Genomic DNA, 19533 nt, shown 5'->3' on the forward strand with positions numbered 1-19533 from the left:
GGCCACTCAGCAGAAACAGATGTCGGAAACGCGAGGCTTCAAGGTCAGGGAAAGTCGGCTCGTGATTTCATGCCCTATTCACGGTTTCATTCACCAATGACATTAGCGACGCCCTCGCCGAGCAATATCCCCATTTGGGGACATTGGTTACCTTTCGGGGATTGAATAACTGTCCGCCCCAACCTCAACAGCACGTCCCCCAGCCCGTGCCAGAAGCCAAGGCCATCCAGTGAGGTGATGGTAGTGGCCATGCTCTGCCAAGGCTGTCAGCGTTCCATTGGGCAATCGCTCCACCAGCAGCGCGGCACCGGCCAAAGGCGTCACGTTATCGAGCGCACCGTGATAGATTTCCACAGGCACGGATATATCTGCAGCGTCGAAATCCCAAACCTGGGCGTTCAGCACATTTTCCTCGACCATGCCCGACATGCCTGCGGCTGTCCGCTCAGAGAGCATTTCGGCCATGCGTATCCGGATGAACGGATTTGAGAGGGCGACGATGTCATGCGCACTTTTGGTCTTGCTCAGGTAGCGATCAAAGTAGCGATCTACATTTTGCATTATCGAACGGATCATAAAGGGTAACATTTTGCGAAACATTCCCGGCCATTTGCGGCCCAGAACGCCGAACATCTGGTAAAACTGGTCCAAATCGCGCCAGTTGGGCGGAAGATACTCAGGATAAGGTGCCGCGGACAAAACAACGCGATCTATGCGATCCTGCAAATCATGTGTAACGGCCATCGCAGTGGCCCCACCAAATGACACACCAAAGACCGAAAACCGATCCACCCCAAGATAGTCCAGCAATTCTTCAACGTCGCCGCTGAAATCGCGCAAACTGGTCATGGGCTTTGACGAGGACCGAAACCCGCCGGGCCGGCACGGGGTAATCAGACGGATATTGTATCTTTCAAGATGGGCCAGCACGCCGACAGGATTGCCTACAGCATCGATCGTGATCCCAGCCAATGCATCAAAATGCACTACCGGCCAGCCGGATTCAGGACCGAGTGTAAAATATTCCAGATTTCGGCCATCTTGCAGGCGTATCAGTCTGCGCACCCTGTGCACTTCTTCCTGCGAAGCGCCGCGTTTGCGCAGGATATTCATCGGTCCTGAATACAACTTCTGGATTAAGTCGACTTGCGAACGGACGCCGGATTTTTCGTAGATCCGTTTGAGGTAGGTCCGTCCGCTTTCGTAAGACAATTCAATCTGGGCGGCAGCCTTCTTGAGGTCGCCTTCTCGCGCGATCGCGAATAACAGGTCGGCCTCGCGTTTGGTCAAGCCGTGTTCAGCGGCAAAGGCCCGCAAACCATCGCTTTCACTTGCATCGGCCACCAGCAAAACAGCTGCAGCGATGGGCGGGAAGCCCATGCGCACAGCAACCAGCCGTGGCAACAAAAGCAAGTCGGTGGTCGTCCCGCTCGGCAAGGCCAATGCGTTAGGCTCATCAACAAGGTTTACCTGGTTGACCCATTGTTTGAGCGAGCGTTCGACTTCGGTGAGGGGGCAGCGCAACAAAGGTGCGGTGGCCTTGTCAAAAATTCGTGCAATCTCGGGCTTCATCATTGTCGCACTATTTTTGATAATCGTCTCGCCACCTTCGCCAATCAAGGCAATCCCAAATGAAAATGTGTCGAGAACCGCGCTGAGCTGCCCCTCACGTTCCTGCAGATCAACGATGCGTTCGGAAATGCTGAAGGCACGCTTGAAATGCGTCGCTATATCCTCGATGGAGGATTGTTCGCTGGACGTGGGGAGGGTTTCGTAAGCGTTTTCCAGCTGCTCGGAAAGCCTTAGAATTAATTCCGGCCAAATCGAGTTATCGAGCGAGGCATCGTAAACCAAATGGATAAGCGTGTCTGAGCGGTTTGGCATCTAACGCACCTCGATGGCTACCAATCGATGGATTGTCTTGAGCCGCGGCTGAGAGAAACACGTTGGGCGCCAAAAAAGAAAAACTACCGAATACAAGCCATCCTGAAATTACCCTTGAGCTTAGTCGGGACTTGGTCCTCTTGTCAAAATCGGGTGGGTTTGAAGACTCAAACGGCCCTTCGCCGCCAAGCAACCGTTAACGCGGCGGGGTATCACGGAATTCCGCACCGCATCCGAAACTTGCTTCGATGTGATTTCCGCTGAAGATCAGTGGCTATACAGGTGACGTGTGCAGCGCCGTTTGATGCTTCGCTCCCAACAGGTCGCTGAAATAGTCGACGTGCGAGAACGTAATTCTGCCGTTGGCAGTGAATGCGCCCTTCGCTCGTCAACAAGGGTCCGAGCTATTAACGCCGTCACTAACGGCGGCTCGATTACATGTGACGATCAGAGATACCGCCCCCCAGAGGGCGGATTTGGAGGCATCTCGGAAACGAACCTGAGTTGCCTCCTATGAAGCCATTTGCGTTGCAGGCAAGGACACGCCTCCATGCAGACCGACGCATCGCTTTGCTGTTTGCGGGAAAGTTTCGCATTTGCGGCGAACGGCAAGAGGGTTCATCTAGCCGATCTTTAATTCCAGTCCCCGAAGTTTCTTTCAGGAGCCGGCTGGTCGGCATGGTGTTGCCGCCTAAGGGCTCAGCACCATGCACGGCATCATTTACTGAAAAGGCCCCGCGTGAACCGCGGGGCCTTTTGCTGTTCCAGTCCGGAGCGTCACCCGGCTCGCGCCGTGCAGGCACAAGGCGGGTGCGCCACGTCTTAGCCGAACACCTTGGTCAGCGCATTGTCTGTCGCGGTCACGATCTCGTCGATATCGTCCTTGGTCGCGATCAGCGCGGGCGAATAGCACAGCGTGTTGTTCAGGCCGGGGATCGAGCGGTTGGTCATGCCGATCACCACGCCCTGCGCCATGCAGTCCGCAACCACGGCCGCGACCATCTTTTCTGGCGCAGGTTCCTTGCTGGCGCGATCCGCGACCAGCTCGGCCCCCAGGAACAGACCCTTGCCGCGCACATCGCCGATCACCTTATGCCGGTCGGCCAGCGCATGCAGCTGATCGAGCATGTAATCACCCATCTTCGTGGTGTTCTCCAACAGGCCCTCTTCCTCGATGATGGCGATGTTCTCCAGTGCCGCCGCAGGCCCCGCCGTGCAGCCGCCAAAGGTGGAAATATCGCGGAAATAGTTCATCGGATCGGTGCTGTCGTCGCGGAACAGCTCGAACACCTTCTCGTTGGTCACACAGCACGCGATCGCCGCATAGCCCGAGGCAACGCCCTTGGCCATAGTCACGAAGTCGGGCTTCACGCCGTAATGCTGATAGCCGAACCATTCGGTGCCGGTACGGCCCACGCCGCAGACGACTTCGTCGATATGCAGCAGGATGTCGTACTTGGCGCAGATTTCCTGCACGCGCGGCCAGTAGCCTTCGGGCGGGGTGATCACGCCGCCGCCTGCCGTCACCGGCTCAAGGCAGAGCGCGCCTACGGTGTCGGCGCCCTCGGCCAGAATCACCTCTTCGATCGCGTTGGCCGCGGCCACGCCGTAATCCTCACCGCTCAGATCCCACTGCGCACGGTATTCCATGCAATGCGGCACCCGCACGAAGCCGGGCACGAAGGGACCATATTGCGCGTTGCGCTCGTCCTGCCCGCCCGCCGACATCGCGGCAATCGTTGAGCCGTGATAGTCGCGGTCGCGATAGAGGATCTTGTATTTCTTGCCGCCATAGCGCTTGTGCGCGATCTGGCGCACCATCTTGAAGGCTTTCTCGTTCGCCTCTGACCCGGAGTTGGTGAAATAGACCCGGCTCATCCCCGGCATCTTCGAGATCAGCTTCTCCGAGAACATCGCGCCCGGAATCGACCCTGTGGAGCCGGCAAAATACGGCAATTTGATCAGCTGATCGCGCACTGCGTTTGCAATCCGCTCGCGACCGTAGCCCACGTTGACGGTCCAGACCCCGCCGGACACCGCATCAAGATGCTCCTTGCCCTTCTGGTCCCAGACCCGCATGCCCTTGCCTTCGACGATGATACGCGGATCGGCCTTGGGGTCGGCGCCGGTCCAGGGCGCGTGCTGGATCAGATGATGCCAGACATGCGCGCGGTCGGCTTCGACGACCTTTTCAATGTCATTGTCCAGAAACTTGCCGTCCATGTCGTTCCTCCATCAGGTTCAGCCCCCCAGCACCAATCCGGCGCGCACGCGGGGGGCAGTGTTGTTTCACTACGCCTATACCACCTTTGAGCAGCCCTGAGCGATAGGGCCAGATAGAATCAAACTTAGGTCCAAAACGTGCATTCTAAATTCGAAAAAACGCCAAAATGGCACTGAAAGTCTCATAAATTTTGTCAATTTGTTCCGAATTACCTTTTCGAATAGCCGAAAAGAACCGCTCCCCCGGCATAAAACCATTGATCGGAATCGTGTTTTCCGTTCCGATGGGTCCCTAAGTTATCGCCGGGATACGCTCTCCGGCGGCAACCTGTGGGGAATCACCGCATCAGACGGAACCTCACTGCTTGTCCAAGCAACCAACCAACGGGAGAATTCTTGATGAAATTGAAAACAAAAATCATGTCCGCCGTCGCCGGGGCCGCCGTACTTGCGGGGGCCAACGCGGCAAGCGCGGACATCACCGTGGGCTACTTCCTGGAATGGCCGATGCCCTTCCAGTACGCCAAGGCCACGGGCATGTATGACGAGGCGCTTGGCACCACGGTCAACTGGCGCGCCTTCGGGGCCGGCACCGAGATGTCGGCAGCGATGGCTTCAGGCGATGTGCAGATTTCGATCAGCCAGGGCGTGCCCCCCTTCGTGGTCGCCACCTCCAGCGGCCAGGACCTGCAGATCGTCGATGTGGCGGTCAGCTATTCGGACAATGACAACTGCGTCGTCGCCGAAGCCCTGGAAATCGACAAGGACAGCGCGGACGAGCTTGCCGGCAAGAAGGTCGCCGTGCCGCTCGGAACCGCAGCCCATTACAACTTCCTCAAGCAGATGAGCCACTTCGGCATTGATGTCGGCAGCATGGAAGTCGTCAACATGAACCCGCCCGAAGGCTCCGCCGCCCTCGCGCAGGGGGCTGTGGACATGTTCTGTGGCTGGGGCGGCAGCCTGCGCCGCGCGCTGGAGCATGGCAACGTGCTGCTGACCGGTGCCGAGAAGGAAGAACTGGGCATCCTCGTCTTCGACGTGACCTCGGTGCCCGCAGCCTACGCGGCAGAGAACGCCGAGCAACTCGCGACCTTCCTCGGCGTGACCGCCAAGGCGAATGACATGTGGAACAGCGGTCAGCACACCGATGAAATGCTGCCCGTGATCGCCAAGGACGCAGGCATGGACCTCGACGCGACCAAGTCGACGATCGACACTTTCGTGTTCCCCTCCCGCGAGGAGCAACTGGGTGCGAAATGGCTCGGCGGCGGCGCGCAGGAGTTCATGAAGGGCGTGGCCGATGTGTTCGTCGAGGCAGGCAGCATCGACGCGGCGCTGGATACCTATGATGACGCGGTCAACGTCGGCCCCCTCGAAGCCGCAGGCATGTAAGCTGCGCGGTTTGCAATCACGGGTCCGGGGCACATGGCTCGGGCCCGTTTTTCCCTTGATGACAAAAAAAACAATAAGGGGGCGGGGAATGTCCACATTGAACATCGAACACCTGTCGATGCGCTTTGATCTGCCGGATGGCGGTCATGTGCAGGCATTGCAGGACGTATCGCTGGAGCTCAACAGCGGTGAATTGTTGAGCGTGCTGGGGCCATCTGGCTGCGGCAAAACCACACTCCTGAACATCGTCGCGGGCTTTCTGGCGCCGACCGAGGGCAAGATCGTGCTGAACGGCAAGACCGTGCATGGCCCCGACGCGGAACGCGGCATGGTGTTTCAGCAAGGCGCACTCTTCGAATGGATGAGCGTCCGCGACAATGTCAGTTTCGGCCCACGCATGAAGGGCCAGCGCCGCGCGGAATACGCCGCCAATGTCGATCACCTGCTGGAGGTCGTCGGCCTGCGCGATTTCAAGGAAAAATCCGTCTACGAGCTATCCGGTGGCATGCAGCAACGCGTCGCGCTGGCGCGCTGTCTGGCTAATGACCCGGACGTGATCCTGATGGATGAACCGCTGGGCGCGCTCGATGCGCTGACCCGCGAAAAGATGCAGGGTCTCGTGCTCAAGCTCTGGAAGGAAACCGGCAAGACGATCATCCTCATCACCCACTCGGTCGAAGAGGCGCTGCTGCTGGGCGAGCGGCTGCTGGTCATGGCGCCACGCCCCGGCCGCATCCACAAGGAATACCAGCTGCCCTTTGCCGATATGGGCGTCGGTCAGGACCTGCGAGAGGTCAAGAAACATCCCGAATTCAACCAGAAGCGAGAGGAAATTCTGTCGATGATCTGGGACATGGAAGAAGAGATCATGGGCCGGACCGAGGAGGCAGGCGCATGATTATCCTCGTCATCTATATCGCCGTTTTCGTGCTTTCCTTCTTCATCGTCCGCAAGGGCGTGAAATCACTCATGCACAGCCGCGCCGATTTCACCTCGCTCAAGACCGTGACCTTCGGCGACGAAAGCGCGGTGCGGCCCGATCGCTGGGCCAGCGTCATATCGGTAGTCACAATCTTTCTGCTGTGGGGGGCATTCACCGGCTCAAAATGGGTGCCGATCCACGCCCCCGGCCCCTTTGTCGGTGACAGCGAATTCACCTACACGGTCGAGGCCGCAGACGGCAGCCGCGATGATGCGACCGTCCATGCCCGCGTGTTCAAGGTGGGCGAAGAGGTCGAGCCGCTCGAAGTCGAGCCCGGCGATGGCTTTGCCAAGAACGACAGCATCACCGTGGGCGCCTGGCGCTCGACCCTGATCCGCGTCGACAGCAATGACGAGCTTACCCGCAAGGATGGTGCGAACGTGGTCGCCATTGATGGCCAGCCCATCGCACCGGGCGGCGAAGTGCATGTCGATGCCGGGCGCATTGCCATGACCGCCAAGGGATCGCTCAACTTCGCGCCCCCCACCGGCATGCAGATGGAGCCGATCTGGCTGCCGCCGCCCGAAGCCGTCGTGGCCCGCATCGGTGAAATCTCAAAAACCGGCTACCAGAACTTTACCTTGTGGGAACACCTCTACTGGTCGCTCTTCCGGGTGATCGTGGGCTTTGCACTGGGCGCTTTGGTGGGCATCCCGCTGGGCTACGCGATGGGCCTCAGTGACTGGTTCCGCGGCTGGTTCGACCCAATCGTGGAATTCATGCGCCCGGTTCCCCCGCTGGCACTGATCCCGCTGGTGATCATCTGGGCGGGCATCGGCGAGAGCGGCAAGATCATCCTGCTGTTTCTCGCGGCACTCTGGATCATGACCATCTCGGCGCGCGCGGGCGTGTCGGGCGTGGCCATCTCCAAGGTGCACGCCGCCTACTCGCTGGGGGCCAGCAAATGGCAATTGATGCGCCACGTGATCGTCCCCAACTCCCTGCCAGAGATCTTTACCGGCGCACGCGTTGCCATGGGCGTCTGCTGGGGCACGGTGGTGGCCGCCGAACTGGTGGCGGCGGAAAAGGGCGCCGGCATGATGATCATGGTGGCATCCCGGTTCCAGCTGACCGACATCGTGATCATGGGCATCATCTTGATCGGCATTATCGGTTACGGCATCGACATCCTGATGCGCAAGGCCGAAGACTGGCTGGTCCCGTGGAAAGGCCGCGTCTGATCCCTGATCCAGACGGCTAAGAGACAGAACCGGCGGCTCCTACGGGGCCGCCGTTTTCCTTTGCCCCCGCAGCCGCTCAGCGCTTCAACAGCTCTTCACGGACTTCCATGCGAGGCCGCCAATTGTACCGTTTATCGGCTTTTGTAGGCGCCCAGAACAATGCGCCGCTGTTGCGCCATGGGTCCAGCACGATGCCATCATCAATCGTGTCCCCCACTTTGCTGATGATGGCCGTATGGTGGATGATCCGGAACGGCTCGGGCGGCGAGATCGCCCAGTGAATTGCCAAGGTGCTGAAGCGTTCCTTTTTCAGCCGCTTGTTGAGGTCTTCAGCCCAATCATTGCAAAGCCCTCGCGACCGCAGGCCATTGATGACCTTGGCATTATGGACAAGCGGCGGGTCGGTAACCTGGTACTCCTGCGCGAGTTGCAGCGAATACCGGTACGCGACATCGGCGGCGCGCGCGGCCTCTTGCGGTGCCACGTCCTCGCCCAGCCCCTGAATCGCGACCGCCAGCTCGTCGATCTCTTTTTGATCCACTGTGTCGACGATCGGGCGAGCCGCACAGCCGCCGAGTGTCAGAACGGCCATGGCAACAACCAGCCAAGAGTAGATTTTTTTCATGGTTTCAATCCAGACGGCTTCCGGGCGGGGCTGCCCCGTTAACCAGCTATCATTTACCATTCATTCAGAAAAGTGTTGAAACCACTTTGCCGCGAATGATCCCTTGCGTCGGTTTTCCCTGGCAGCACGCGCCCCGGCGCTGCGGCTCGCAAGGCCGGTCCGCCTCACCGTGCGTCATATCCCTGCTTTTGCGCCTTGTAGAGCTGCGCATAGAGACCGTTCTCCGCCAGCAGTTCGGCATGTTTGCCGCTTTCCACCAGCCTGCCCTGCTCCAACACGAAAATCCGGTCCGCATCCGCGATCGACGACAGCCGATGGGCCACGACGATGGTGGTCTTGCCGCGTGTCAGCCGGTCCAGCGCGGATTTGATCCGCGCCTCTGTCGCCTGATCCAGCGCCGATGTGGCCTCGTCCAGCAGCAGGATCGGCGCGTCGCGCAGAAACGCCCGCGCAATGGCGATGCGCTGTTTCTGCCCGCCTGACAGCTGCGCGCCCTTGGGCCCGACCGACGCATTGCCGCGCCGCCGGATCAATTCGGCGATCTCGGCGTTTTCGGCCGCCTGCCAAACCTGCTCATCGGTGGCGTCCGGGTTCACGTAGCGGATATTCTCCCAGATCGAATTGTTGAAGATCACGATATCCTGCGCCACCACAGAATAGGCGCCGCGCAGGCTGCTCAGTTTCAGCCCATCAATGGGCTGCCCGCCGATGGTGATCTGCCCGCCCTGCACGTCGTAGAGCCGCGACAGCAGCGACAGAATCGTCGTCTTGCCCGACCCCGTGGAGCCGACAATGGCCGACACCTGCCCGCCCTTGAAATCCAGGCTCAACCCGTCGAACAGCGGCTGGTCGGGACTGTAGGAAAACGTCACGTTGTCAAAGACGATATCGCCGCCGGTGTCGAAATCCTCGACCGCGTCCGGCGCATCGGTGATCGTCGGCACCTCGTCATAGAGCCCGCGAATCCGGTCCAGCAACACCATGTTGGCCTGCAATCCGCCAAAGAACAGCGCCAGCAGCCGGGCCGGATCAAACACCATGACCATGCCCAGCAGAAACATGATGATGCCCGCGCCATCAACGTCGAAATCGGGGCTGAGCACCATGTAGCCGCCGCCGCCGATGACCAGCACATAGACAAAGGCCGAACTCAGGTCGATCGACGGCATCACCAGCGCCTGGGTGATCTGCACCCGGTTCATCAGATCGCGGATATGGCCGGTCCCTTTCAGCAGGCGGGCGGTTTCCACCCCCTCCTGGCTGGCAATCTTGACGGTACGCATGCCGTTCACCGTCTCTTCGATCCCGTTCATGTAATCGGCCAGTTCCGTCTCGGCCTGCCCCTGGGTGATCTTGACCCGGTCCGAAACGAAATTCATCACCCAGATGATGAAGGGCAGCACCACGACGGCGGTGGTGAACAGGATCGGGTTCTTGTAGATCAGATAGCCCGACACGATAACCACGGTGATCGCATCACGCAGCGCATTGGCCACCGCCTGCCCGATGAAAACGCCCAACAGCTGCGTCTGCTGCACCAGTCGCTGAATGACCTCGCCGGATTTGGTCCGCTCGAAATAGGCCAGATCAAGCGACATCATGTGGTCGATCAGATCGCGCCGCATCTGGAAGATCGCATCGTTGCTGACCCATACCGTGATCCGCGGCACCAGATAGGACATCAGTGCCCGCAACCCGAAGAGAAAGAACACCGCGACACAGACCCAGACCAGATCCGTCAACGTACCGCTGTCAAAGATCACCCGCAGCCCGTCTTCGGTCATCGCCAGGAATTGCTGATAGATGACGCCCTGCACAAGGATCATCAGCAGCACCAGCAGCAGCCAGGGCAGCTTCTGGCGCAGGTAGCGCGACCAGAGCCAGCGCAGATTGGCGCGATCACGCTCTGTATAGAGCGGCGCACGTTTGGGTCGCCGGGCTTTGGTCATGGCAGATATCCGTCGGTTGCGAGCGCGTTCAGCACGCTTTAACCGGTTCCGCGGCCAAGGTCATCCCGCAAAGGCGGATACCCCTATTCCCAGCAACTGACCAGAACCGTCATGCCGTTGGCCCGGTCGGTCAGTTCGGCCGGCGGGATCGCGCCTGCGTCAGCCGCGACCGACACCCGCACGCCTGCCTCTTTCAGCACCCGTTGCAGCGCCTCGGAATCCGCGGCAAAGCTGACACCGTCGGGCAGTTGCCGTCGGCCCTCCGTCCGCGGCAGCAACATGCCAAGCACCCCGCCACCCGTGTCAAAGACCGGCCCGCCAGCATCACCGTCAAGCGCGACCAGCTCCAGCCGGTTCAACCCCGGCTCGCCGTTCAGCCCGCGCAGCTCCGCCACCTCGCCATAGGTCAGCGATGGCGCGCCCAGCACGCCACCATAGGAAAACCCGGCGACAGCCACGTCCGATTTCAGGCGCGGCGCGCCCTGCCGGAAGGCAGCGACATTCATCGGCGCCAGCGCGGCCGTGGGCCGCAGCACCACGATGCCCAGCGCATCATATTGCGCCGCGATCTCGGCGTCGTATTCGTCGTCGATGGTGATATGCCCGCAATTGGCCACAACTTCGGATGTGGTGATCACGGTGCCACTTGCATCCACGTAGAACCCTGATCGCGACAGGATCGGCTTGCGAATTTCCAGCCCGGAGATCAGATCGATGCTCTGCTCTTCATTATAGCCCGCCGCCGGATCCAGCACTCCGCTGATCCGGGTAAAGCTCTTCTGCATTTCCGACAGGATGCGCGTACGGCGCTCTTCGTCTCCGGCGGGCCAGACAAGGGTAAAGCCCTTGATCTGACCATCCTTGAGCGTCACCTCGGTATGCGAGATCATCGTCGCGCTCTCGCCAATCAGGGTGAAACTGTTGCTGTTTCGCTCGCGCGGGCCATTCTGCGGCACGATGCGCAGCGTCTGCATGATGTCATAAAGGCCAAACAGCGTGTCTTGGTTGCCTTCCTGACTGATCATCAGAACCCGCGCGGGAATATCGCCGCTGGCGTCGAAATGGGCAAAGGGCGGCTCGTACCTGGAGAACTTCACGACGCCGGTGGGCACGATCATCTCGATCCCGATCTGCGGGTCGCTCACCATCGCCAGCCCCATGCCATTCAGCACCGCATTGTACTGGCCCAGCAGTTGCGCGCGCTGCCTGGTGGTCAGGATGCCGGTCTCTTCATGGCCGTTATCCGCCTGCCATGCGGCCATTGACCGGCGCGTGCCAGCGCCAAACGCGGCGTCAATCGCCCCGGCATAATGCCCGCTCCATTTCAGTGCGACCTGCAGCGCCGCCTTTTCGTCCCGGCTCAGGCGGCTTTCGCTCGCACGCGCCTCGCGCGGGGTTTCGTCCACGATTTCGGGTTCGGGTTCGGGCTGCACCTCGGCCACCGTGGGTTCAGTGGTATCGGTGGTATCGGTGCCTTCGGCCAGGGTCTGCACCTGCGGATCTTCGGGCAAGGCGGGCACGACAGCGGCTGACGCGGTCAATTGATCCACGCCAACGGGCCATATCTGACGTTCGAAATCATCCGCACCGGCAATATAGCTGTCTCGCGGAATGCGCCCCTGTGAACGTAGCGTGGCCAGCACGCGTTGCGCCTCTTGCGGGGGGTAAGGCCCCAGCGCGACACCGTACCACCCCGAGCCGAGATAGAATCCGTTCACGTCCTGCAATTCGCCTGACCGGCGCTGAAGGGCCTCGTTGATGGCATTTAGGCTGGGCTGCGCCTCGATCTGAACCCAGACATTCGTCTGACCGCTGGATGATTGCTGCGCCTCCGATGTCTGAGCCACCAGAAAGAGCACGCAAACCGCCGCCAGAATTGTCCGTATCATAGATTATTTTACCCTTGCCTGTCGCATTTCGTTTGATTTCAGAGAGTTTTATCAAATCTGCGGTGCGATGCATCTAAAATATGCGCCTGAATTAGGCGTTAGGGGCCAATTGACCCTCAATGATCCGCGCCGTAGGTAGGTCGGACAATTTCAGGGGCATATCCCAAGGGACGATCATGGCGGAAAACGGACACATTCCTCGCAGCTTTCAGGAAATCATCCTGCGTCTGCAAGCCTATTGGGCCGAACAGGGCTGCGCGATGCTGCAACCCTACGATATGGAGGTGGGCGCCGGCACGTTTCACCCGGCCACAACGCTACGCTCGCTGGGGACAAACCCGTGGACAGCGGCCTATGTCCAGCCCTCGCGCCGCCCGACCGACGGGCGCTATGGCGACAGCCCCAACCGCTGGCAGCATTATTACCAGTACCAGGTAATCATCAAACCCAGCCCGCCGGATCTTCAGGCGCTCTATCTCGGCTCGCTCAGTGCCATCGGCATCGACATGGACCTGCACGATATCCGCTTTGTCGAGGATGACTGGGAAAGCCCGACGCTGGGCGCCTGGGGCCTCGGCTGGGAAGTCTGGTGCGACGGAATGGAAGTTAGCCAGTTCACCTATTTCCAGCAGGTCGGCGGCCATGACTGCCACCCGGTCTCGGGCGAGCTGACCTACGGGCTGGAACGGCTGGCGATGTATGTGCTGGGCTTTGATGATGGCAACGAAATGCCGTTCAATGCCCCCGACGCCCCGATCCCGCTGACCTATGGCGACGTGTTCCGCGAAGCCGAGGCGCAATATGCGCGCTGGAATTTCGACGTGGCCGACACCGATATGCTCTTGCAGCACTTCCTTGATGCCGAGGCCGAATGCGCCCGCATCCTGGACGCGCCCGAGATCGACCCCAAGACCGGCCGCCGCATCGTCATGGCGCTGCCCGCCTATGACCAGTGCATCAAGGCCAGTCACGTCTTCAACCTGCTGGATGCGCGCGGCGTGATTTCCGTGACCGAGCGCCAAGCCTATATCGGCCGCGTTCGCGCATTGGCCAAGAAATGCGCCGACGCATTCGTGCAGACCCCGGCCGGCGGGTGGGCGGCATGACCCTGCACCGCTCCAACGCGCCGCACCGACACGATACCGACGTGATACCGACGCGCAACCGACGTGCCAAAACCGGGATTTCCGACTGATGGGAAAAATCCTCGCCTCGTCCATCATCGTCTGCGCGCTCATCGCCGGAGCCGCGATGTATTACCTTCAGGTCTATGCCTTCTACGACGAGGTTGCGGCCGACGGGCGCACCGATGTGCAGCTCACCTCGCTGGTCACGGGCCTGCCCGAGCCGGTACTCTACGACGATTTCCGCGCCATTGACGCCACCAGTTCCCCGATCCGCTACCGCGCCTGTTTCACCACGACGATGAGTCACGCCATGCTGACCGAAACCTTTGTTCCCTATGACAAAGCCGAGCCTCTGGTCGCTCCGGGCTGGTTCGACTGCTTTGATGCCAAGGCGGTGGGGGCAGCCCTGGAAGAAGGCCGCGCGCGGGCCTTTCTGGGCACCGAGAACATCCAGTACGGTATCGACCGGATCGTCGCGATCGACGAGGACGGGCGCGGCTGGGTCTGGCACCAGATCAACCGCTGCGGCGCCATCGTGTTCGACGGCCAACGCGCCCCCGATGATTGCCCTGCCCCGCCCGACGCCGCCTACTAAGCCCCACTGGACCCCATCCCGCCTTGCCGCTATCCAGACGCCCAAACCCCTAGAAAACCGGACCTGACGCGCCATGCCTGATCTGCTGATCGAACTTTTTTCCGAAGAAATTCCCGCGCGCATGCAGTCGCGCGCGGCGGACGACCTGCGCACGCGCGTGACCGACGGGCTGGTAGAAGCCGGGCTGACCTACGCAGGCGCCGCCGCGTTCTCCACGCCTCGCCGCCTGACGCTGACCGTGCAGGGCTTGCTCGCCGCATCCCCCACCACCACCGAAGAACGCAAGGGCCCGCGCACCGATGCGCCTGAAAAGGCGATCGAGGGCTTTCTGCGCGGTGCCGGTGTCAGCCGCGACGCGCTGGAGGTCCGCGACGAGAAAAAGGGCCAGGTCTATTTCGCCAAGATCACCAAGCAGGGCCGCCCCGCCGATGTCATCGTGGCCGAGGTGCTGGAAGGCGTCATCCGCAATTTCCCCTGGCCCAAATCCATGCGCTGGGGCTCTGGCAGCCTGCGCTGGGTGCGGCCGCTGCACTCGATTCTCTGTATCCTGACCGACGACGCGGGCGAGGCCAGCATCGTGGAAATGGACGTGGACGGGATCAAGGCCGGCAACAGCACCGAAGGGCACCGTTTCATGGCCCCCGGCGCGTTCACCATCTCCTCCTTCGATCAGTATCAAAGCACGCTGAAGGCGCGGCATGTCATCCTTGACGCTGCCGAACGGGCCGAGGCGATCTGGCAGGACGCCACCAACCAGGCGTTTGCCGCCGGGCTGGAAGTGGTCGAGGATCGCGGCCTGCTGGCCGAGGTCGCAGGGCTGGTCGAATGGCCCGTGGTGCTGATGGGCGAGATCGGGGCCGAGTATCTGGACCTGCCGCCAGAGGTGCTGCAAACCAGCATGCGCGAGCATCAGAAATTCTTTTCGGTGAAGAACCCCAAGACGGGCCGCATCGAGCGGTTCATCACCGTCGCCAACCGCGAAACCGCCGATCACGGCGCGACCATTCTGGCGGGCAACCAAAAGGTGCTGTCCGCACGGCTGGCCGATGCCAAGTTCTTCTGGGAGAACGACTTGCGCGTCGCCGAGACCGGTGGCCAGAAGTGGCTGGACGCGTTGGGCGACGTGACGTTCCATAACAAGCTGGGTTCTCAGGCCGAACGGATCAACCGTATCGCCGCACTTGCGCGCGAGGTCGCCCCCGCCGTGGGTGTCGACCCCGACCTGGCCGAGCAGGCCGCCCGCTGGGCCAAGGCCGATCTGAGTTCCGAAATGGTCTATGAGTTCCCCGAATTGCAGGGGCTGATGGGCCGCTATTACGCCAAAAGGGCCGGAATGCCAGCCGAAGTGGCCGCTGCCGCAGAAGAGCATTACTCGCCGCTGGGGCCGTCCGACGATGTGCCGACTGCACCTGTTTCCGTGGCTGTCGCGCTGGCGGACAAGCTGGACCTGCTGACCGGGTTCTGGGCGATTGACGAGAAGCCGACAGGCTCGAAAGACCCGTTTGCCCTGCGCCGCGCGGCGCTAGGTGTTATTCGATTGGTGGTGGAGAATGGGGTTCCCATTCCGCTCTCGGAGGCTGGCCGAACTGTCCTTATGGTCTGGTTGGATTGGACGCCGAGCTATCCAAACAATTTGCTCAATTCTGAAATCAACCAGTTGCAGAACAAGCTCAAAGAAACCGATGCTCAGGAAGCGCTTTTCAAGGATCGCCTCTCCTTCTTCCACGACCGCCTCAAGGTCTACCTCAAGGACCAAGGCATCCGCCATGACGTGATCGACGCTTGCGTCGCCATGCCCGGCAATGATGACCTCGCGCTGCTGGTCAAACGCGCTCAGGCACTCAGCGACTTCCTGAAAACCGAGGATGGCGAGAACCTGTTGCAAGGGTTCAAACGCGCCAACAACATCCTGACCCAGGCCGAGGAAAAGGATGGCGTCGAATATTCCTACGGCGCGGACATCAAGTTTGCCGAGATGGACGAGGAACGCGCGCTGTTCGCGGCACTTGACGCTCAAGGACCAATCATCACCGAGGCTCTGGCATCAGAAGATTTCGCCGCCGCCATGTCCGCGATGGCCGCCCTGCGCGCGCCGATTGATGCGTTTTTCGAGGCCGTGCAGGTCAACACCGACAACTCTGTCGTGCGCCGCAACCGGCTTAACCTGCTCAGCCGTATCCGCAAGACCTGCCTCGACGCAGCAGACCTCGCCCGGATTGAAGGGTAATTCGCAGGCCGGGCTGAAACCCGGCCTGCGCAGTGCACTCTTGCCATAGCCCGCGCGCGCCGTATGCTGCACCTACACAGAAAGGTGCCGCAGTGCAGCAACCAGACCCGGACATCACGCTGATCACCCCCGACGCGCCCATCGCGGACCGGACGCATGGCGGGCGTGCGAAATGCTTGCAGCGATTGGTGCGGCTGGATCTGCCGGTACCGCGGACGGTCGCGCTGTCATTCAAGGCGGTCAAACGGATCGCGTCGGGCGACATGCCGGACATGAACGCGCTGATCCGTCTGATGGGCGACAGCGCGCTGCTATGTGTGCGCCCGTCCTCCGAAGACCCTGACTGGGGCGGACCACGCGCGATCCTCAACATCGGCATGACCGACGCCGTGCGCGCCGCCCTTGCCCCCCGGATCGGGGCCGAAGCGGCAGCCAAGCTCTATTTGCGGTTCGTGCAATCCTACGCGATCCACGTGGCGCGGCTGGATGCCGATACGCTCGACGATGTGTCCGACGACCCCGAAGAAGGGCTGGCAGAGGCCCTCGCCGCCTATGAAGACGAGACCGAAGAGCCATTTCCCCAGGACCCCGCCGTGCAACTGGGCGAAGTGTTACGCTCGATGGCGCGCGCCTGGGGCGGGACCACCGCGCGCCTGCTGCGCCAGGCCAAGGGCGCGCCGGCCGATGCCGGGCTGGGGCTGGTGGTGCAGGAAATGGTCATCGGTGTCGGGCGCGGTGAATGCGGCTCTGGCGTGCTACAACTGGTCAACAGTCTGACCGGCGAACGCCAGATGACCGGCCGTTACCTCAGCCAGAGCCAGGGCCGCGATGCCCTGAGCACTGGCGCCAATGCGCTCTACCTCGAACGCGATCCGCGCGGCCCGTCCCTGGAGGAACTCGCGCCAGAGGCCTTTGCGCAGCTCAAGGATCACACCGCGCTGATGCGGACCCGCCTACGCGAAGAGATGCAGGCGGAATTCACCATCAACAACGGAAAGCTTTACCTGCTCGACGGGGTGCGCGTGGCACGCAACGCCCGCGCCGCCGTGAGCATCGCCGTGGCACTGGCCGAGGATGGCATCATTTCGCGTGAAGAGGCCCTGATGCGCATCGAGCCGCGCGCGCTGAACGAATTGTTGCACCGTCAGGTTGACCCGAACGCACCACGCGACCTGCTTGCCAGTGGCATCGCCGCCAGCCCGGGGGCTGCGACCGGGCAGATCGTCTTTACCGCCACCGCCGCGCAAGCCGCAGCCGCACGCGGTGAGGCTTGCGTTCTGGTAAGGAGCGAAACCAGCAGCGAGGACATTCGCGGCATGCATGCCTCGGTCGCCGTCCTCACCGAACGCGGCGGCATGTCCAGCCACGCCGCAGTGATCGGGCGTGGAATCGGCCTGCCCTGCGTCGTAGGGGCGTCGGATCTGCGGTTCCAGATGGGCAAGCGCAGGCTGACCGCCCCGGATGGCCGGGTATTGAACGAGGGCGACGTGATCACCGTTGACGGCACCAACGGGCAGATCCTGTTCGGCAGGGCGCATCTGCTGGATGCAGGCCAGAACGACAGTTTCCGGGTGCTCATGGATTGGGCCGACGACGTGCGCGATCTGGCGGTCCGCGCCAATGCCGACACCCCCGCAGACGCATTGGTCGCGCGGAATTTCAAGGCGCAGGGGATCGGTCTGTGCCGGACCGAGCACATGTTCTTTGACGAAGCCCGCATGACCGTCATGCGCGAGATGATCTTTGCCAATTGCAGCGCCGACCGCGCCGCCGCTCTCGATCTGCTGCTACCGATGCAGCGCGCCGACTTTGCCGACCTGTTTCGCATCATGCACGGCCAGCCGGTCTGCATTCGTCTGTTCGATCCGCCCCTGCATGAATTCCTGCCCTCGGATCGCGCCGGCCTGCGCGAACTGGCCGAGGCGCTGGACCTGCCGCTGTCGGTGGTGACCCGCCGGGTGAACGCCCTGAGCGAATACAACCCGATGCTGGGCATGCGCGGTGTGCGCCTCGGGATCACCGTGCCCGAGATCTACGAGATGCAGTCGCGCGCCATCTTCGAGGCGATGCTGGAGGTCAGCCGCGAAGGCGATCCCATCGTGCCCGAAATCATGATCCCGCTGGTTTCTGCCAGCCGAGAGGTTGAGTTGGTCAAGGCGCGCGTCGATGCGATCGCAGCGGCGGTGCGGACCGAAACCGGGCAGGATTTCACCTATCGCCTTGGGGTGATGGTCGAGACCCCGCGCGCCGCACTGCGCGCCGCCGAAATCGCGCCGCAAGTGTCGTTTCTCAGCTTCGGCACCAATGACCTGACCCAGATGACCTATGGCCTCAGCCGCGATGACGCAGGCCGGTTCATGTCCGAATACGTTCGGCTGGGCGTCTATCCCGAAGATCCGTTCCACACACTCGACACCGACGGCGTCGGCGAGTTGCTGCAGATCGCCGCCGAACGTGGCCGCGCCGCGCATCCCAAACTGGTGCTGTCGATCTGCGGCGAGCATGGCGGAAACCCCGAATCGATTGCCTTTTGCCGGGCCGCCGGATTCGACTATGTGTCCTGTTCACCCTTCCGAGTCCCGGTGGCGCGACTAGCTGCCGCACAGCTGGCGGTACGTGACAAGATCGGGTAGGCCGCGCCAAAAGTCGCCACCACATGAGGTGGTTCAAAGCCTCGCTGCCGGTCGCTTACGGGCCGGGAGATCCGCCCTGGGGCTACCCCGGAGGGGGGTAGACTGGACGATTTGCCTTAAATTCGCTACATCGCCCGGAGGCTGGGGGTCTGCTCCCTCGTTGCTTACAAGGATAAACGATGTTTCGGATTATATTGATAGCCCTTCTGGCCTGCGCCGGAATGGCTTCCGCAGACACGCCCGTAAAGAAGCTTTTGGGTCAGGAGCGCCGCGCGCTCGGCGCCATGTCAGAGGCCACGCTGGCCAGCTACCTGAAATCTCCGGGCGAGAAATTCACCTATTCACGCGACTGGATCGATGCCCAGAAACCCGCCAAGGGCAACGCCGAATGGCGATGCCTCTCTGAAGCGCTCTATTTTGAGGCGCGCGGCGAGAGCGTCAAAGGACAATTCGCAGTGGCCGAAGTGATCCTGAACCGCGTCGACAGCCCGAATTATCCCAACACGATCTGCGGCGTTGTCCATCAGGGCACGGGTCGCAAATACCAGTGCCAGTTCACCTATACCTGCGACGGGCACAAAGAGGTCATCGCAGAGCCACGCGCCTTCGAACGCGTCGGCAAGATCGCCAAGATCATGGTCAAGGGGGCCGCGCGCCCTCTGACCAAGGGCGCCACTCATTACCACACCCGCGCGGTCAGCCCACGCTGGGCGCGCGTTTTCCCGCGTACGGCGTCGATCGGCGTGCATCATTTCTACCGTCAGCCGCAGCGCTTGTCGCAAAACTGAGGTTCCGGAGTCGGGACTGCGCGTGTTTGTGTTGCGCC

Annotated in this window: 13 protein-coding genes; 8 read left to right on the forward strand and 5 right to left on the reverse strand. The window is 61.5% G+C overall.

Features of this window, described 5'->3' with window-relative positions; translation table 11 throughout:
* Window positions 1-147 precede the first annotated feature (147 nt).
* Complete coding sequence (locus O3306_RS06375) at window positions 148-1884, reverse strand: alpha/beta hydrolase (protein WP_272004712.1); 1737 nt, start codon at window positions 1882-1884, stop codon at window positions 148-150.
* 822 nt (window positions 1885-2706) lie between these two features.
* Window positions 2707-4107 (reverse strand): aminotransferase family protein, encoded by a 1401-nt coding sequence (locus tag O3306_RS06380; RefSeq protein WP_272004714.1) that lies wholly within the window; start codon window positions 4105-4107, stop codon window positions 2707-2709.
* Between the two features lie 399 nt (window positions 4108-4506).
* Here O3306_RS06380 and O3306_RS06385 point away from each other — a divergent pair, with 399 nt between their 5' ends.
* From O3306_RS06385 to O3306_RS06395, 3 genes are all read left to right on the forward strand, one after another.
* Window positions 4507-5499 carry a taurine ABC transporter substrate-binding protein gene (locus O3306_RS06385; RefSeq protein WP_272004716.1) on the forward strand — a complete coding sequence of 331 codons (993 nt, stop codon included), beginning with the start codon at window positions 4507-4509 and terminating at the stop codon, window positions 5497-5499.
* A gap of 88 nt (window positions 5500-5587) precedes the next feature.
* Window positions 5588-6397, forward strand: coding sequence for a taurine ABC transporter ATP-binding protein (locus tag O3306_RS06390; RefSeq protein ID WP_272004718.1), 810 nt, complete (start codon window positions 5588-5590; stop codon window positions 6395-6397).
* Entirely contained in the window at window positions 6394-7662 is a 1269-nt protein-coding gene (locus tag O3306_RS06395; protein ID WP_272004720.1) for an ABC transporter permease, read from the forward strand. Before O3306_RS06390 ends, O3306_RS06395 begins: the two co-directional genes overlap by 4 nt.
* Window positions 7663-7738: 76 nt before the next feature.
* On the opposite strand, the gene O3306_RS06400 is transcribed toward O3306_RS06395, so the two are convergent.
* From O3306_RS06400 to O3306_RS06410, 3 genes are all read right to left on the reverse strand, one after another.
* Window positions 7739-8287, reverse strand: a complete 549-nt coding sequence (locus tag O3306_RS06400) for a hypothetical protein (protein WP_272004722.1) — start codon at window positions 8285-8287, stop codon at window positions 7739-7741.
* 164 nt (window positions 8288-8451) lie between these two features.
* The gene (locus tag O3306_RS06405) at window positions 8452-10236 is read right to left on the reverse strand and encodes an ABC transporter ATP-binding protein (protein WP_272004724.1); all 1785 of its coding nucleotides are present in this window, start codon (window positions 10234-10236) and stop codon (window positions 8452-8454) included.
* Between the two features lie 83 nt (window positions 10237-10319).
* The gene (locus O3306_RS06410; protein ID WP_272004726.1) at window positions 10320-12125 is read right to left on the reverse strand and encodes a serine protease; all 1806 of its coding nucleotides are present in this window, start codon (window positions 12123-12125) and stop codon (window positions 10320-10322) included.
* 176 nt (window positions 12126-12301) lie between these two features.
* On the opposite strand from O3306_RS06410, the gene O3306_RS06415 reads away from it, so the two are divergent.
* The 5 genes from O3306_RS06415 (at window position 12302) to O3306_RS06435 (ending at window position 19495) form a co-directional block, all read left to right on the forward strand.
* Window positions 12302-13231 carry a glycine--tRNA ligase subunit alpha gene (locus tag O3306_RS06415; protein ID WP_272004728.1) on the forward strand — a complete coding sequence of 310 codons (930 nt, stop codon included), beginning with the start codon at window positions 12302-12304 and terminating at the stop codon, window positions 13229-13231.
* 88 nt (window positions 13232-13319) lie between these two features.
* Entirely contained in the window at window positions 13320-13847 is a 528-nt protein-coding gene (locus tag O3306_RS06420; RefSeq protein WP_272004730.1) for a DUF6446 family protein, read from the forward strand.
* Window positions 13848-13920: 73 nt separating this feature from the next.
* Entirely contained in the window at window positions 13921-16074 is a 2154-nt protein-coding gene (gene glyS, locus O3306_RS06425) for a glycine--tRNA ligase subunit beta (protein ID WP_272004732.1), read from the forward strand.
* A gap of 92 nt (window positions 16075-16166) precedes the next feature.
* The gene (locus O3306_RS06430) at window positions 16167-18707 is read left to right on the forward strand and encodes a putative PEP-binding protein (RefSeq protein WP_272004734.1); all 2541 of its coding nucleotides are present in this window, start codon (window positions 16167-16169) and stop codon (window positions 18705-18707) included.
* Between the two features lie 179 nt (window positions 18708-18886).
* Window positions 18887-19495, forward strand: a complete 609-nt coding sequence (locus O3306_RS06435) for a cell wall hydrolase (protein WP_272004736.1) — start codon at window positions 18887-18889, stop codon at window positions 19493-19495.
* Window positions 19496-19533: the final 38 nt, after the last annotated feature.

The organism is Roseovarius sp. ZX-A-9, assembly GCF_028369135.1.
Classification (GTDB): Bacteria; Pseudomonadota; Alphaproteobacteria; order Rhodobacterales; family Rhodobacteraceae; genus Roseovarius.